Source organism: Saccharopolyspora cebuensis (assembly GCF_039542665.1).
In the GTDB taxonomy this organism is placed as follows: domain Bacteria; phylum Actinomycetota; class Actinomycetes; order Mycobacteriales; family Pseudonocardiaceae; genus Saccharopolyspora; species Saccharopolyspora cebuensis.
Genome location: NZ_BAABII010000004.1, coordinates 1 through 14,712, shown reverse-complemented (window position 1 = coordinate 14,712; position 14,712 = coordinate 1). Strand labels below are relative to the sequence as shown.

Here is a 14,712-nt window from a genome sequence, read left to right as displayed (position 1 = left end):
GGCCAGGGTGCCCCTCACTCAGGTCCCGTTCGGGTGAGGTGCGCGGCCGGGTGCGGGGTTAGCGGTGGGGCGGACCGGCGGGCGTCATACGATCGGGGGTACGGCCGGAAGGCCGGAGGACCGAGGAGGGGACCGTGACCGCCACCGACGAGCTGCTCCAGCGCAACACCAGCCGCACCCGACCGGACCTGCCGTCCGCACCGGGCCTCCGGGTGGCCATCGTGACCTGCATGGACTGCCGCATCGACCTGGCCGAGTCGCTCGGCCTGGCGGCGGGCGAGGCGCACGTGATCCGCAACGCGGGCGGCGCCGTCACCGACGACGTGATCCGCTCCCTCGCGGTCAGCCAGCGCAAGCTCGGCACCCGCGAGATCGTGCTGGTCCACCACACCGGCTGCGGGATGCGCACCTTCACCGAGGGCGACTTCAAGGACGAGCTGGAGACCGAGACCGGTGTCCGCCCGGCGTGGTCGGTCGAGACCTTCCGGGACACCGAGCAGGACGTCCGGCAGTCGCTGGAGCGGGTCCGCCGCAGCCCCTTCCTCACCGAGACCACCAGCGTCCGGGGCTTCGTCGAGGACATCGCCACCGGCGCGCTCACCGAGGTCTGATCGCCCGGCCCGGGGCGTCTGGCAGGATCGACGGCGCCATGACGACCTCCCCGCCCCGCCCCGCGCCGATCGACGGCGAGACGCTCGTCGACTGGTTCGCCGCCACCGCCCGCCCGCTGCCGTGGCGCGCCCCCGGTGTCACCGGTTGGGGCGTGCTGGTCAGCGAGACGATGCTGCAGCAGACCCCGGTCAACCGGGTGCTGCCGATCTGGGAGGAGTGGATGCGGCGCTGGCCGCGCCCCTCCGACCTGGCCGCCGCGTCGCAGGGCGAGGTGCTGCGCGCCTGGGGCAAGCTCGGCTACCCGCGCCGGGCGCAGCGGCTGCACCAGGCCGCCGCCGCCATCGCCGCCGACCACGGCGACGTGGTGCCCGCCGACGTCGACACCCTGCTGGCGCTGCCCGGCATCGGCGCCTACACGGCCCGCGCGGTCGCCGCCTTCGCCTACGGCAAGCGCGTGCCGGTGGTGGACACCAACGTGCGCCGGGTGGTCGCCCGCGCGGTGCACGGCGCGGGCGACGCCGGCCCGCCGTCGACCACCCGCGACCTCGCGGACGTCGACGCCCTGCTGCCCGCGGAGGACGCCCCGGCGGCGGCGCTGTCGGCGGCCCTGATGGAGCTCGGGCAGGTGGTGTGCGCGGTGCGCTCGCCCGCCTGCGAGCGCTGCCCGATCGCCGCCGACTGCGCGTGGCAGCACGCGGGCCGCCCCGCCTACGCGGGACCGCCGAAGAAGGTCCAGAAGTTCGCCGGGACCGACCGGCAGGTGCGCGGCAAGCTGCTCGACGTGCTCCGCGACTCACCCGGTCCGGTGCGCCGCGAGCAGCTCGACGCGGTGTGGTCCGACGCCGGGCAGCGCGACCGCTGCCTGGACTCGCTGCTGGTCGACGGCCTGGTCGAGCAGACCGACGACGACCGCTTCGCGCTGCCCGGCGAGCACTGATGGCCGACGCCCTGGACCTCTACTTCGACGCCACCACCGAGGCGGAGGTCCGGGCGCTGCTGCGGCGGCTCACCGACGCCGGGGTGCCCGCGGCGACCGGACGCCCGCACCTCACGCTCGCCGCGGCGGGCAGCATCCCGGAACGGGTGCGGCGGTCGCTGCGCACCGAACTGCGACTGCTGTCGATCCCCGACCTGCTGCTGTCCACCGTCGGGGCCAGCTCCGGCGCGGACCGGACGCTGCTGCTCGGGGCGGTGGTCGACGCCGAACTGCTGGCGGTGCACTCCGCGGTGCACGACGTGCTCGCCGGTCAGGTGCCGAACCCGTCCGCCTACCACTTCCCGGGCGGCTGGCTGCCGCACTGCGCCCTGGCCACCGGCCTGACCGACGAGCAGCTCGGCGCGGGGTTCGCCGCGCTGCTGCCGCCGCCCGCGCTCCGCGCCGGGGTCGCCGGGGTGGCCATCACAGAAACCCACACCGGCAACATCGAGTTCCTGTGAACGGTGCGGTGGTCGTTTCGCGGGGCGGTGCGGGTAGCGGGTAGCGGAACCTCAGCGGCCTTCTCGCGGTGGAGAGTGTTGTGGTCCGGTTGCGTCGCGGTGCGGGTGGCGGAACCTCAGCGACCTTCTCGCTCCGGGCGCCCCTTCTCATGTATTCCGATACACAGCGGCGGGGCGTCCTCGCGAGAAGGCCGCTGAGAACCCGCGGCGGTGCCGGTGGCGAGGGTGGGGTAGTGCGGAAGCGGCTCACGCCGCTTTCCTGACGGTGGGGCCGATCGGCGCGTGCGTGGTGCGGAAGCGGCTTTCGCCGCTTGCCTGACGGGGGTTCCGTTCGGCGGGTGCGTGGGGTGGAAGCGGCTTCGCCGCTTGCCGGGGGTGCGGATCGTTCCGGGGTGGCCTCACCCGTTCGGGAGTTGAGTGAGGGGCACCCTTGTCCGAGTAACTGGGGCAAGGGTGCCCCTCACCTCGGCTGACCACCTGATCGGGGGGCGGTGGGTTGGGCCTTCCGGGTGGTCGACTCCACTGTGGACGTCTACCACGAGTTGCCCGGGTCCGCTGGAGCGGCCACTTTGGACGCAGCGTCGGCCCGGCAGGAGTGGTGTGGATGGACATCGACGGGGTGTGGATCCGCGCCCGCGGGATCACCGCGCGGGGCCCCGAGGGCAACGCCTTCGAGAACGTCCACCTGCACGTCGAGCCGGGGTCGCTGGGCGTGATCACCGGCGCCGCCGGGACCGGCCGGACCTCGCTGCTGCTGGCGCTGGCCGGGCGGATGCGGGTCATCACCGGTGATCTCGTCGTCTCCGGGCACGTCCTGCCCGGGGAGTCCCGCGCGGTGCGCCGCCTGGTCCGGCCCGCCCGGCTCCGCCCCGGCTGCGAGCTGGAGCGCTCGCACCGCGTCTCCGAGGCCGTCACCGAGCGGCGGATGATCTCCGGGGTGCGGGCCGAGCACATCGCCGACGCGCTGGCGCTGGTGGGGCTCGCCCCGTACCGGCGGGCGCTGGTCCGCGAGCTGCACCCGGCCGACCGGCTGCTGTTCGAGATCGCCCTCGCCGCGGCCACCGCCCCCGCCGGGCTGGTCGTCGACGACGCCGACGCCGGGCTCCCCCCGGCCTCCCGGCACCGGGTGTGGTCGGCGCTGCGCGGCGTCGCCGCGACCGGGACCACGGTGCTGGCCAGCGCGACGGATCCGCCGTCGAAGGAGTACGAGGTGTGCCACCTGCCCGCCCGCCCGCACCACCGGCGCCACGGGAGCCGGGTATGAGGGCGCTGCGCCTGGCCTGGCTGGAGCTGCGCAGGCTGCGCGGACCGCGGCGCCGCTGGGTGCCGCTGGTGCTGCTGCTGGTCCCGCTGCTGTTCGGCGGGCTGTTCCTGTGGGCGAACTGGGACCCCTACGGCCGCACCGGCCGCGTCCCGGTGGCGGTGGTCAACGCCGACCAACCCGTCGACCGGGCCGGGGAGCGGATCAACGCGGGCGAGCAGTTCGTCGAGCAGCTCAAGGCGCGGCGGATCTTCGACTGGCACTTCGTGGGCGCCCGGGAGGCCCGCCGCGGGCTCGAAGCGGGCGACTACTACTTCACCGTCGAGGTGCCGCCCGACTTCAGCGCCCGGCTGGCCACCGCGGGCGATCCCCACCCGGTGCGCGCCGAGCTGCGGATCACCAAGAACGACGCCAACGGGTTCCTCGCCGGGCTGCTGGCCGACCACGCCGAGCACGAGATCCACCAGCAGGTCGACGCCGCCGCGCACGCCAGCTACGCGCGGGCCCTCTACGGCGAGCTGGACGTGGCCAAGGACCGGCTGCGGCTGGCCTCCGACGCCGCGCGGCGGCTGGTCGAGGGCAGCGAGCTGGGCAGGCGCGGCACCGAAGCGCTCACCGAGGGGCTCGGCGGCATCCGGGACAGCACCGAGCGGATCAACCGGGGCGCGGAGGACGTCACCTCGGCCACCGCGAAGCTGGACCAGCAGCTCGGCACGGTCACCGAGTTCACCGCCGCCCAGCTCCCCGGTGCGGTGAACGCGGTGGTCGGGGCCAGCGGCTCGGCGGTCGGCGGGCTCAGCGCGATCAGCAGCTCGACGGCGTTCCTCGACCAGCGGGCCGGGGAGGGCGCCAGCGCGCTCGACGAGCTCGGCGGCAACCATCCGGAACTCGCCGGCGACCCCGCCTACCAGCGGGCGTTGACCGCGGCCCGCGCGGTCGCCGACGCGGCGGGCACCGCCAACGCCGACGCGAGCCGGGCGCTGGAGTCGGCGCGCGCCGCGCAGGCGCAGGCGCTCGGGCTGCGGGAAAGCCTCGGGCCGCTCCAGGAACGGGTCCGCTCGATCACCGCGCCCCTCGACGACCTGCGCTCGGGCAGCGCCGAGATCGCCGGGGGCAGCGGCGGACTGGTCGGCGGGCTGAACGCGATCCTCGCCGGCAGCGGGGTGCTGCGCGACGGCACCGACCAGCTCACCGACGGCGCCGAGCAGCTCCGGCGGCTCGTCGACGACGCCCGCGGCCGGCTCCCGGAGACCAACCCGACGCAGGTCGCCCGGGCCGCCGACGTGCTCGCCTCGCCGACCGAGCTGCGCACCGGCAACCTCCACCCCGCCCACGTCTACGGCCGCGGGATGGCGCCGCTGCTGTTCGCCCTCGCCCTCTGGGTGTTCGGGCTGATCGCCTACCTGCTGCTCAAGCCGCTGAACACTCGGGCGCTGACCGGTCGGGTGAGCGCGCTGAGCATCGCGATGGCCGGGTACCTGCCCGCCGCCGTGCTCGGCGTCGCCGGGGGGCTGGCGCTGCTCGGCGCGATGACCTTCGGGCTCGGCCTGAACCCGGTGCAGCCGTGGCCCGCGGTGGGTCTCGTGTCGCTGGGGGCCGGGGCGTTCGTCGCGCTCAGCCAGCTCCTGCGGGTCCTGTTCGGCGCGGTCGGCGCCCTGCTCGCGCTGGTGCTGCTCGTCGTCCAGCTCACCGCCTGCGGCGGCCTGTACCCGGTGGAGACCACCCCGCAGCTGTTCCAGGCGCTGCAACCGCTGCTGCCGATGACCTACCTGGTCGACGGGCTGCGGGTGACCACCTCCGGCGGCCTGGAGGCGCACTTGGTGCGCGACCTCATCGTGCTGGCCGGGTTCCTGGTCGGGTCGCTGGTGCTGACAACACTGGCGGTGGTGCGGAGGAGAACCTACACCCTGAACCGCCTCCACCCTGTTGTTGTGGTGTGAGGGTCACCTCGGGTCGCGGTGCGGGTGGCGAAACTCAGCGGCCTTCTCGCCGGGAAGAGGTGTGGTGGTCGCGTTGGTGCGGTGCGGGTGGCGGAACCTCAGCGGCCTTCTCGCTCCGGGCGCCCTTCCTCATGTACCAAACACGTACACAGCGTCAGGGCGTCCTCGCGAGAAGACCGCTGAGAACCCGCGGCGGTGCCGGTTGCTTAGGTGGGGCAAGGCGGAAGCGGCTTCGCCGCTCGCCTGACGATGGTCGGCTCGTGCTCGGGAGTGCTGCGCCCCGGCTTCGCCGCTTGCCGGGTTTCGGCTGCTGAGAGGTGTGACACCGGTTGGGGGCTCAGCGGGCGCCGTAGGGTGGCGGCATGGCTGTTGTGAAGATTAACGCGATCGAGGTGCCGGAGGGCGCTGGTCCGGAGCTGGAGAAGCGGTTCGCCGCCCGGTTGGGCGCGGTGGACGGCCAGCCGGGGTTCCTCGGGTTCGAGCTGCTGCGCCCGACCAAGGGCGAGGACCGCTACTTCGTGTACACCAAGTGGGAGTCCGAGGAGGACTTCCAGGCGTGGCTGGGCGGTTCGGCGAAGGAGGCGCACGCCGGCGAGCGGCAGCAGCCGGTGGCCAGCGGGTCGAGCCTGCTGGAGTTCGAGCTCATCCAGGAGTCCCACCCGGAGTGACCACCAGGTCCGCCAGGATCGCCCGGTGGTCGGCGCCGGGGACCTCGTAGGTGCGGTAACCGCGCACCCCGATGTCCTCGCTGACCAGCACGTGGTCGATCGTCACCGGCGGCGGGAACCAGCCGTCCGGCCAGGTCGGCAGCAGCCCGCTCCCGGTGGCGTCGGCCGCGTCGGTGTAGCCGCGGCCGAGCATCGCGCGGACGCGGGTGTGGTCGAGGGTGGCGTTGAAGTCCCCGGCCAGCACCCGGGGCGGGGCGTCCTCGGCCGGGGGATCGGGCAGCGCGGCGAGCTCCCGCGACCAGGCGCCCGCCGTGTCGGCGCCCACCGGGTAGATCGGGTGCACCGCGACCACCTCGACGGGTCCGGCTCCGGGCACGTCGATCCGGGCCGAGGGCTGGTTCAGCGTGGTCTCGGGCACCAGCGACAGCGGCGCGGCCGGGAACCGGGAGGCGATGCCGGTCCCCTCCCCGCCGGGCGCGGGCTGGTAGACGCGGTGCGGGAGCACGTCGGCGAGCCCGGCGCGGTCGAGCGCCGCCGCCAGCCCGGGGGTCAGCTCCTGGACGCTGAGCACGTCCACCCGGTGCGTGCGCACCAGGTCCACGATCCGCTCCGGTGACGCCTCGCCGAGGTGGGTGTTGATCGACAGCATCCGCAGCGGCGCGCCCTCCGCCGGCTGCTCGTCGGTGAGGGCGCGGGGTGCGACGCCCACCACCAGCCCGGCGGTGGTCAACGCCACCACCAGCGCGATCAGCCAGCGCCGCAGCATCAGGGCCACCACCAGCAGCAGCGCCCCGCAGGGCACGGCGTAGGGCGTCAGCGACACCAGGGCGATGACGTAGCGGTGGGTGTCCCAGCCGGTCAGCGGCAGCACCGCCCACACCACGAAGACCGCCGTCACCAGCGCGCCGAACGCGGTGAGCACCCCACCGCCCGGCTTGCGGTCCTCCTCGCGCACCTGCTGCACCGTCCCCACCTCCGCGGCCCACCTTCCCAGCGCCCGTCCGCGCCCCGCGCCACCACCCGGTCCCGGCACCCGCACGACCGCCCCAACGAGCGATCTCGACCCTCACTCATCAGCCGTCCGGGTGAGCTCCGGTGACGTGCGTGCGTTCGGCCGGTGAGCATGGCCGACGTCACCCGGCCGGTTGCGGCTCGCCGCGCAGCCGCTGGAATCATAGGTACAACGGACACACCGACACCCCGACTCCGGAGCCGCACATGCCGTTGTTGCCGTTAGCGTCCACCACCGCCGAGCCGACCGGCTTCACCGCCTGGGTGATCTCGGTGATGGAGGCACTCGGCGGGCCCGGCGCCGGGCTGATCATCGCCATCGAGAACGTGTTCCCCCCGATCCCCAGCGAGCTGATCCTGCCGCTGGCGGGCTTCACCGCGAGCCAGGGGAACATGAACGTGGTCGGCGCGATCCTGTGGACCACGCTCGGGTCGCTGCTGGGCGCGCTGGTCCTCTACTGGATCGGCGCCGCGCTGGGCCGCCACCGCACCCGGGCGATCGCCGCGAAGATCCCGCTGATCAAGATCGAGGACATCGACAAGACCGAGGCTTGGTTCGCCAAGCACGGGGTCAAGGCGGTCTTCTTCGGCCGGATGATCCCGCTGTTCCGCAGCTTCATCTCGCTGCCCGCGGGCATCGAGCGGATGAAGATCACCACGTTCGTCCTGTTCACCACGCTGGGCAGCCTGATCTGGAACACGATCTTCGTGCTCGCCGGGTACTTCCTCGGGGAGAACTGGCACCTGGTGGAGCAGTACGCGGGCATCCTGTCCAAGGCCGTCGTGGCGATCTGCGCGCTCGCGATCGTCGTGTTCATCGTCAAGCGGATCATGCGCGTGCGCCAGGAGAAGCAGCAGGCCGGTGAATTACCGACCGAGCAGTTCGCCCGGGTCGACGGGGACGACCGGACCGACCCGCCCACCCAGGAGATCGACCGCCTCCGCTGATCACCCGATCGTGAGCTGAGTGAGGGGCACCCTGTACCACGTCACGTGGTGCAGGGTGCCCCTCACTCATGTTCCGAGCGTGTCAGGCGGGCAGGCGGGCGCCGGTCTCCGGGTGGAAGAGGTGGACCTCGTCGGTGTCGCGCAGGGCGACGGTGACCTGCTGGCCGATGGCGGGCGGGGTGCGGCCGTCGGCGCGGACCACGAACCGCTCCATCGAGCCGTCCACGTCGATGGAGCCGTGGATCAGCGCGTCCGCGCCGAGCTCCTCCACCAGTTCGACGAGCATCTTCATCCCGCCCTCGGTCTCGGAGGTCAGGCTCAGCGCCTCCGGCCGCACGCCGAAGGTGATCTCCGGGATGGACCCGGCGGCCTCCAGCGCGGTCCGGGGCAGCGGGATCGTCCGCCCGTCGAGCACCGCGCCGTCGGCCCGCAGCGGCACCGTCTTGAGGTTCATCGCCGGCGAGCCCATGAACCCGGCGACGAACGCGTTGGCCGGGTTCTCGTAGAGCTCGCGCGGGGTGGCGCACTGCTGCAGCAGGCCGTCCTTGAGCACCGCGACGCGGTGGCCCATCGTCATCGCCTCGACCTGGTCGTGGGTGACGTAGATCGTGGTGGTGCCGAGCCGCTTCTGCAGGGCGGCGATGTTGGCGCGGGTCTCCACGCGCAGCTTGGCGTCGAGGTTGGACAGCGGCTCGTCCATCAGGAACACGCTGGGCTCGCGGACGATGGCGCGGCCCATCGCGACCCGCTGCCGCTGACCGCCGGAGAGCGCCTTGGGCTTGCGGTCCAGGTACTTCTCCAGGTCGAGCATGGCCGCCGCCTCGGTGACCTTCTGCTTGATCACGTCCTTGGGCGTCTTGCGCAGCTTGAGCGCGAAGCCCATGTTCTCGGCGACGGTCATGTGCGGGTACAGCGCGTAGGACTGGAAGACCATCGCGATGTCGCGCGCCTTCGGCGGGGTGTTGGTGACGTCCTGGCCGCCGATGGTGATGGCGCCCTCGTCCACCTCCTCCAGCCCGGCGAGCATCCGCAGCGCGGTGGACTTCCCGGAGCCGGAGGGACCGACGAGCACCAGGAACTCGCCGTCGGCGACCTGGAGCTCCAACCGGTCGACCGCGCGGACCGGTGGGGTCCCGGGGTAGACGCGCGATGCGTTGACGTAGGCGACCTCGGCCATGTGTGACACCTTTCACCCGAATCGGTGTAGGAGACCGTAGCCGCTTAACTCAGTTCAGTTCATTCCGTCGAATGAACCAATTCACCCGGTGATCATGCGGCGGTCGGCGTGGCGACCGCGCGGCGCCGAGTGGGATCTGCATCATGGTGGCTTCACCGTCGGGTACTGAACCGTTACGGTTCCTCCATGGCGCGGTCAACGAATGCCCGGCGGCCTGCGACGCTCGCCTCGCTCGCTGCGGAGCTCGGTGTCTCCAGGACCACGGTCTCGAACGCTTACAACCGTCCGGACCAGTTGTCCCCCGAGTTGCGCAAGCGGGTCCTGGAGACGGCTCGCCGGCTCGGCTACCCGGGACCGGATCCGGTGGCGCGGTCGCTGCGCACCCGCAAGGCCGGGGCGGTGGGACTGCTGCTCACCGAGAACCTGTCCTACGCGTTCCGCGACCCGGGCGCCGTCGGCTTCCTCGAAGGGCTCGCGCTGGCCTGCGAGGACGCCGGGCACGGGCTGCTGCTGATCCCGGCGAGCCCGGAGCGCGAGGACGTCGCCGCGGTGCACCGCGCCGGGGTGGACGGGTTCGTCGTGTACTCGGTGCCGGAGGACGACCCGCACCTGGCCGCGGTGCTCGAACGCCCGCTGCCGGTGGTGGTCAGCGACCAGCCGAGCATCGACACCCTCGACTGGGTCGGCCCGGACGACGTGCGGGCGATGCAGGCCGTCGCCGAACACCTGATCACCCTGGGGCACCGCCGCATCGGCGTGCTGTGCATGCGGTTGGCGCGCGGGCGCAACGACGGCCCGGCCTCGGTGCACCGGCAGGCCAACGCCAGCTTCCACGTGCAGAAGTCCCGGCTGACCGCGCTCGCCGAGTCCTTCAGCGAGGCCGGGGTGGACTGGGCGCGGGTGCCGGTGGTGGAGCGCTTCGACCACACCACCGCCTCCGGCGCGACCGCCGCCGCGCAGCTGCTGGACCTCGACCCGGAGATCACCGCGATCATCTGCACCTCCGACATCCTGGCGCTCGGCGCGCTCACCGAGGCCCGCGAGCGCGGGCTGCGGGTGCCGGAGGACCTCACCATCACCGGTTTCGACGGGATACCGGACGCCGAACGCGTCGGGCTCACCACGGTCCGCCAGCCGGTGCTGGAGAAGGGCCGCGCGGCGGGCCGGATGCTGCTGGAGTCCGCGGAGCCCGGCCGCCCCCGCCACGTGCTGCTCGAAACCCAGCTCGTCCTCGGCGCCACCTCGGCCCCGCCCCGCTCCGCGGAGGAACGCTGGTTCGGCCCCTGACCCGCTTCACCCGAAAGGGAGCGGAGTGAGGGGCACCCTGCACCCCGTAACGGGGTACAGGGTGCCCCTCACCTGGAAAAGTTCACCCTGGTGGGTGCGGGTCAGTAGTTCTGCCACTCGACCCTGGCGTGTTCCAGGATCGTCGGGTGCATCAGCGTGGACGGCTCCATCTCGGCCGGCCGGTCCCGGTCCGGTGGGAAGTTCGCCGCCGCCCGCAACGTCGGCGCGTCCAGCGAGCGCAGCGGTGGGGCGTCGGCGGGCAGCCGCAGCGCCGGCGGGTCGCCCGCCGACGCCAGGTGGAAGCCCCACTCGCCGAAGCTGGGCACCGAGACCTGGTACGGCGTGGTGCGCAGCCCGGCGGCGCGCAGGGTGACCTCGACGCACCAGTACGCGTCGGGGGCGAAGTACGGCGATCCGGCCTGCACCACGGCGCGCCCGCCGTCGGCCAGCGCGTGCCGGACCAGGCCGTAGAACTCGGTGGAGTAGAGCTTGGCGGTGGCGGTGGAATCGGCGTCGGGCATGTCGACCAGCACGACGTCGAAGCGTTGCCGGTTCTCCCGCAGCCAGGAGAAGGCGTCGGCGGCGACGGTGCGCACCCGGGGGTCGGCGAACGCGTCGTCGTTGAGGTCGCGGACGCGCGGGTTCTCCCGGGCCAGCCGCACCACGGCCGGGTCGAGCTCGACGAGCACGACCTCCTCGACGTCGGGGTAGCGCAGCACCTCGCGCAGCGCCAGCCCGTCACCGCCGCCGAGCACGAGCACGCTGCGCCGGGGCCCGTTCATCGCCGGGTGCACCATCGCCTCGTGGTAGCGGTACTCGTCGACGGAGCTGAACTGGAGGTCCCCGTTGAGGTAGAGCCGGGTGTCCCGGTTCCCGCTCAGCGACGCCTCCTCGGTGAGCACGACCTCCTGGTAGGGCGTTCGCTCGGCGTGCACCACGGGATCGGCGAACAGCGCCTGCCGGGCCGTGACCTCGAAGTCGTCGGCGTACGCGTAGGCGCCCACCAGCACCCCGCCGACCAGCAGCGAGGCGGCGGTGAGCAGCAGCCGGACCCGCCGCGACAGGTCCCGCCGGAACACCGTCAGCACCAGGCCGAGCCCGGCGGCGGCGTTGAGCATCCCGACCACCAGCGCGCCCTGGATCTGCCCGAACAGCGGGAGCAGCAGGAACGGGAAGGCCAGCCCGCCGATCAGCCCGCCGACGTAGTCGGCGGCGAACATGTCGGCCACCGCCGAGCCCGCGTCCTGCCGCCGGATGCGCTGGAGCAGCACCATGAGCAGCGGGATCTCCGCGCCGATCAGGACGCCCAGCACCAGCGACATGACGATCAGCGCGGGCATGTAGAGGCTCAGCCAGGCGAACGCCGCGTACAGCAGCAGCACGCTGAGCCCGCCGAGCAGAGCCAGCGCCAGCTCGATCGCGGCGAAGGAGACATCGGCCCAGCGCTGCAGCGGTTTGGCGGCCAGCGCGCCGACGCCCATCGCGAACACCATCAGCGACAGCACGATGGACGCCTGCCCGACCGTGTCGCCGATCAGGTAGCTGCCGAGCGCGACCAGGGCCAGCTCGTAGACCAGGCCGCAGGCCGCGCAGACGAACGCGGCGACCAGCACCGCGAGCCGCTTCGGCCGACCGCGCGGGGAGCGCGGGGCCGCTGCGTCGTCGGCGCCGGTCGCCTCGGTGGTGGTGCTCATCGGGGGAAGGCGGTCACCAGATCGCCGCAGCGATGATCACGGCGATCACCACGTGCGCGCTCGCCGACACCCAGGTCGCCGGGTGCAGGTTCGGCGAGGCGAGCTCGTCGCCCAGCTTGCCGGGGGTGAGGGCGTCGATGAGCAGGAACGACAGGCTCATCATGAGCAGCCCGAGCAGGCCGTAGGCGAGCGTGCCGACCAGTCCGGTGACCAGGTCGTCGGCGCTGGCGGCGATGGCCGTGGTGAGCACGATGCCGACGCCGAGCAGGCCGGACACCAGCAGCAGGGCCGCGTTGGGGTTGCGCTGCACCCAGATCAGGTCGCGCAGGCGGCCCGGCGTGGCCAGGTCGACCAGCACGTAGCCGAGCGCCATCATCAGCACGCCGATCACCCCGAAGGCGACCGCGGCGAGCAGGCCGGAGAGCAGGTCCTGGAGCAAGGTGTGTCCTTCTCGTGTCGAGGGGGCTTCTCGTGTCGAGGGTCAGTGCCGGGGCGGCGGGTTCTGGGGCGGCGGCCACGGGGGCGGCGCCTGCGGCGGTCCGCCGGGCGGCGGACCGGGCCAGGGCCCCTGCGGGGACGGTCCGCCGGGCGGCGGACCGGGCCACGGGCCCTGCGGCGGCATCCCGGGCGGCGGACCCGGCGGCATCCCCTGCGGCGGACCCTGCTGCGGCGGGGGCGGAGGCGGAGGCGCGGAGGCCTGCCGGTGCTTGATGCGCCCCCGCACGCCCAAGCCGACGGCCAGCACCGCGAAGGCGCCCAGTCCGCCCACCCAGCCCCACGGCCCGGCCTCGTCCATCTCGGGCAGCGGGCGGGGCGGCGCGCCGCGTTCGGCCGCCGGGGTCGGCACCGGGGGCAGCGCGCCCGTCTCGACCAGCAGCAGCGGCAGCGCCATGGCGGCCTGCCCGGTGGTGCCGATCGGGTGCTCGACGAGCCGTTCGCCGGTGACGCCGACGCCGGTGAAGTCCTCCACCGAGGGGAGCGGACGCAGGTCCGGTGAGGCCGCGACGACGAGGTCCACCGCGCCGTCGTAGCTGAGGTGGTCCCACGCGACGGTGGCGCGGACCTCGGCCCACCGCGCGCAGCTCTCCGCATCCGTGCCGGGGCCCCGGCTGGACCCCTGCTCCGGCGGGTCGTCGGTGTTGCCGTCGTGCAGCTCCCAGCCGAAGCAGATCCCGTGCGCCCGTTCGGCCTCGGCGAGTTCGGCGGCGAGCTCCCGGCCGTCGGTCGGGGTGAACGGGGGCAGCAGCGGACCGCTGTAGCTCGACGTCCGGTCGTACCGGATGACGTCGTCGTCGCCGAAGAAGCCGGGCCCGTCGGCGTGGGCGGTCCCCCCGGTGGTCAGCAGCGCCGCGACCAGTCCCGCCGGGAGCAGGACGGTCCGCGCGAGCGCGCTCACTTCCCGCTCCCCGGGCCGCCGCCGCGGAACCCCTCACTGCGGGAGTAGCCGTACCAGCCCCACGCGCTGCTCACGTGGCCGTGGTAGTGCCGGTAGGCCCGCTCGACCTCCATCACGTGGATCAACGAACCTCCCGGGTGCGGGTGGATGATCACGGCGTCGTCGGGATAGCGGAGGTAGATGCCGGTGGTGTCCACCGAACGCGCCTGCGGTTCCCACCGGCGGGTGAGGTCGTCGGCGACGGCCGAGGGCAGCTTCCGGCTGGTGTAGGCCGCGTTGTCGTCGTCACCGGGGTGGTCCAGGTGCGCCGCGCGGGTGTAGGTCGCCGCGATGTGCGAGCGGGGACCGGTGCCGGTGGACACGATCGCGACGATCGCGATGATCAGGGCCAGCACCGCGGCGATGGCGGCCAGCACGAACCAGAGCTTGCCCTTCATCGCTCGCCGTCCGCGCTCGGGTAGATCTGCACGTCGTAGCGGCTCAGCTCCTCGCCGGTGCTGGCCTCCCAGTCCGCCTCGCCGTAGGACTCGAAGCTCAGCAGCCCGCCGTCGGAGGACTCGTAGTCGTGGTAGCGCATCGCGCCCTGCTCGGCCAGACCGGTGGTGGCCTCGCTGCGGAACCGCGCGCTGCCGGACTCGTCGGAGCGGTAGGTTCGGCCGCCGACCTCGACGGTGGCCGCACCGGGTTCGCCCGCGTCCTCGACCGGGGTCCACAGCGACAGTTCGAGGTCGGGGTCCTCCTCGACCGCCAGCCACACCTGGGTGCCCTTGGCGTCGTCGAGCAGGTGCTCGGCCCAGGTCCAGCCGCCCTCGTCGAACCGCAGGCTGCCGCGCACCGTGTAGGTGGTGCCCCGGACCTCCACGATGTCGCTCGCCTTGAGCGCGCGCGGGTCACCGCGCAGCGAATCCTGGTCGCCGGTGCCGAACGGGTCGGCGGGGGTCGAGGTCCGCGCCGGACGCGCCGACCGGCGGGCCCGCAGCCCGACGACCACCGCGATCACCACGATGATCAGCAGCAGCACGACCACGATGGTCAGCACCGTCGAAGTGCTCACGTCCTCGCCTCCCTCACTGGACTGGGCCCGACCCTAGGACGGCACCCCGATCCGCCGCGGCGGGTTGGCCGAAACGTGACCCGCGACGCCCCGCGCCGAAGTCCGGAGTCCCCGCACCGTTCACCCGATGGGGAAACGAGTGAGGGGCACCCTCGCCCAAGTAACTGGGACAAGGGTGCCCTTGGGTTCAGGGGGTCGTTGCAACTTCCGTTGTGGGGTAGGGAGTT

General features: G+C 73.3%; 15 protein-coding genes. 8 read left to right on the top strand and 7 right to left on the bottom strand.

Annotation, left to right across the window (positions count from 1 at the left end; all coding sequences use genetic code 11):
• Positions 1-134: 134 nt before the first annotated feature.
• The 6 genes from ABD976_RS06595 to ABD976_RS06570 all read left to right on the top strand — a co-directional run bounded on the left by ABD976_RS06595 (position 135) and on the right by ABD976_RS06570 (position 5,918).
• Positions 135-611 carry a beta-class carbonic anhydrase gene (locus tag ABD976_RS06595; RefSeq protein WP_345358837.1) on the top strand — a complete coding sequence of 159 codons (477 nt, stop codon included), beginning with the start codon at positions 135-137 and terminating at the stop codon, positions 609-611.
• Positions 612-649: 38 nt separating this feature from the next.
• Positions 650-1,549 carry an HhH-GPD family protein gene (locus ABD976_RS06590; protein ID WP_345358834.1) on the top strand — a complete coding sequence of 300 codons (900 nt, stop codon included), beginning with the start codon at positions 650-652 and terminating at the stop codon, positions 1,547-1,549.
• Complete coding sequence (locus tag ABD976_RS06585) at positions 1,549-2,049, top strand: 2'-5' RNA ligase family protein (RefSeq protein ID WP_345358831.1); 501 nt, start codon at positions 1,549-1,551, stop codon at positions 2,047-2,049. Before ABD976_RS06590 ends, ABD976_RS06585 begins: the two co-directional genes overlap by 1 nt.
• A gap of 604 nt (positions 2,050-2,653) precedes the next feature.
• The gene (locus ABD976_RS06580) at positions 2,654-3,313 is read left to right on the top strand and encodes an ATP-binding cassette domain-containing protein (protein ID WP_345358828.1); all 660 of its coding nucleotides are present in this window, start codon (positions 2,654-2,656) and stop codon (positions 3,311-3,313) included.
• On the top strand, positions 3,310-5,250 hold the full coding sequence (locus tag ABD976_RS06575; protein ID WP_345358825.1) for a YhgE/Pip family protein: 1,941 nt from the start codon (positions 3,310-3,312) through the stop codon (positions 5,248-5,250). The genes ABD976_RS06580 and ABD976_RS06575 overlap by 4 nt, the downstream gene beginning before the upstream one ends.
• A 362-nt stretch (positions 5,251-5,612) precedes the next feature.
• A complete protein-coding gene (locus ABD976_RS06570) occupies positions 5,613-5,918 on the top strand; it encodes an antibiotic biosynthesis monooxygenase family protein (protein ID WP_345358822.1) in 306 nt (101 codons plus the stop codon).
• On the opposite strand, the gene ABD976_RS06565 is transcribed toward ABD976_RS06570, so the two are convergent.
• Positions 5,893-6,882 carry an endonuclease/exonuclease/phosphatase family protein gene (locus ABD976_RS06565; RefSeq protein ID WP_345358819.1) on the bottom strand — a complete coding sequence of 330 codons (990 nt, stop codon included), beginning with the start codon at positions 6,880-6,882 and terminating at the stop codon, positions 5,893-5,895. The two genes, ABD976_RS06570 and ABD976_RS06565, sit on opposite strands and share 26 nt — an antisense overlap.
• A 254-nt stretch (positions 6,883-7,136) precedes the next feature.
• Between ABD976_RS06565 and ABD976_RS06560 the strand changes: the two genes are divergently transcribed.
• Positions 7,137-7,877, top strand: coding sequence for a DedA family protein (locus ABD976_RS06560; RefSeq protein WP_345358816.1), 741 nt, complete (start codon positions 7,137-7,139; stop codon positions 7,875-7,877).
• A gap of 82 nt (positions 7,878-7,959) precedes the next feature.
• Here the strand turns inward: ABD976_RS06560 and ABD976_RS06555 are convergent, their stop codons facing one another.
• Entirely contained in the window at positions 7,960-9,054 is a 1,095-nt protein-coding gene (locus tag ABD976_RS06555) for an ABC transporter ATP-binding protein (RefSeq protein ID WP_345358813.1), read from the bottom strand.
• Positions 9,055-9,240: 186 nt separating this feature from the next.
• On the opposite strand from ABD976_RS06555, the gene ABD976_RS06550 reads away from it, so the two are divergent.
• Positions 9,241-10,341: a LacI family DNA-binding transcriptional regulator gene (locus tag ABD976_RS06550; protein WP_345358810.1), complete on the top strand. Its 1,101-nt coding sequence runs from the start codon at positions 9,241-9,243 to the stop codon at positions 10,339-10,341.
• 101 nt (positions 10,342-10,442) lie between these two features.
• Here ABD976_RS06550 and ABD976_RS06545 read toward each other — a convergent pair whose 3' ends face one another.
• Genes ABD976_RS06545 through ABD976_RS06525 form a run of 5 tightly spaced genes read right to left on the bottom strand, consistent with a single transcriptional unit; the run spans position 10,443 to position 14,485 of the window.
• The gene (locus ABD976_RS06545; RefSeq protein ID WP_345358807.1) at positions 10,443-12,035 is read right to left on the bottom strand and encodes a polyamine aminopropyltransferase; all 1,593 of its coding nucleotides are present in this window, start codon (positions 12,033-12,035) and stop codon (positions 10,443-10,445) included.
• A gap of 13 nt (positions 12,036-12,048) precedes the next feature.
• Complete coding sequence (locus tag ABD976_RS06540) at positions 12,049-12,474, bottom strand: DUF350 domain-containing protein (protein ID WP_345358804.1); 426 nt, start codon at positions 12,472-12,474, stop codon at positions 12,049-12,051.
• 42 nt (positions 12,475-12,516) lie between these two features.
• Entirely contained in the window at positions 12,517-13,431 is a 915-nt protein-coding gene (locus ABD976_RS06535) for a hypothetical protein (RefSeq protein WP_345358801.1), read from the bottom strand.
• Positions 13,428-13,868, bottom strand: coding sequence for a DUF4247 domain-containing protein (locus ABD976_RS06530; protein ID WP_345358798.1), 441 nt, complete (start codon positions 13,866-13,868; stop codon positions 13,428-13,430). Before ABD976_RS06530 ends, ABD976_RS06535 begins: the two co-directional genes overlap by 4 nt.
• Positions 13,865-14,485: a DUF4178 domain-containing protein gene (locus tag ABD976_RS06525; protein WP_345358795.1), complete on the bottom strand. Its 621-nt coding sequence runs from the start codon at positions 14,483-14,485 to the stop codon at positions 13,865-13,867. Before ABD976_RS06525 ends, ABD976_RS06530 begins: the two co-directional genes overlap by 4 nt.
• Between the last annotated feature and the right edge of the window lie 227 nt (positions 14,486-14,712).

Coding starts and splice junctions, on each gene's coding strand:
- ABD976_RS06555 (WP_345358813.1), bottom strand. CDS start 9,054: ATGGCCGAGGTCGCCTACGTCAACGCATCGCGCGTCTACCCCGGGACC.
- ABD976_RS06570 (WP_345358822.1), top strand. CDS start 5,613: ATGGCTGTTGTGAAGATTAACGCGATCGAGGTGCCGGAGGGCGCTGGT.
- ABD976_RS06550 (WP_345358810.1), top strand. CDS start 9,241: ATGGCGCGGTCAACGAATGCCCGGCGGCCTGCGACGCTCGCCTCGCTC.
- ABD976_RS06590 (WP_345358834.1), top strand. CDS start 650: ATGACGACCTCCCCGCCCCGCCCCGCGCCGATCGACGGCGAGACGCTC.
- ABD976_RS06560 (WP_345358816.1), top strand. CDS start 7,137: ATGCCGTTGTTGCCGTTAGCGTCCACCACCGCCGAGCCGACCGGCTTC.
- ABD976_RS06580 (WP_345358828.1), top strand. CDS start 2,654: ATGGACATCGACGGGGTGTGGATCCGCGCCCGCGGGATCACCGCGCGG.
- ABD976_RS06575 (WP_345358825.1), top strand. CDS start 3,310: ATGAGGGCGCTGCGCCTGGCCTGGCTGGAGCTGCGCAGGCTGCGCGGA.
- ABD976_RS06530 (WP_345358798.1), bottom strand. CDS start 13,868: ATGAAGGGCAAGCTCTGGTTCGTGCTGGCCGCCATCGCCGCGGTGCTG.
- ABD976_RS06585 (WP_345358831.1), top strand. CDS start 1,549: ATGGCCGACGCCCTGGACCTCTACTTCGACGCCACCACCGAGGCGGAG.
- ABD976_RS06545 (WP_345358807.1), bottom strand. CDS start 12,035: ATGAGCACCACCACCGAGGCGACCGGCGCCGACGACGCAGCGGCCCCG.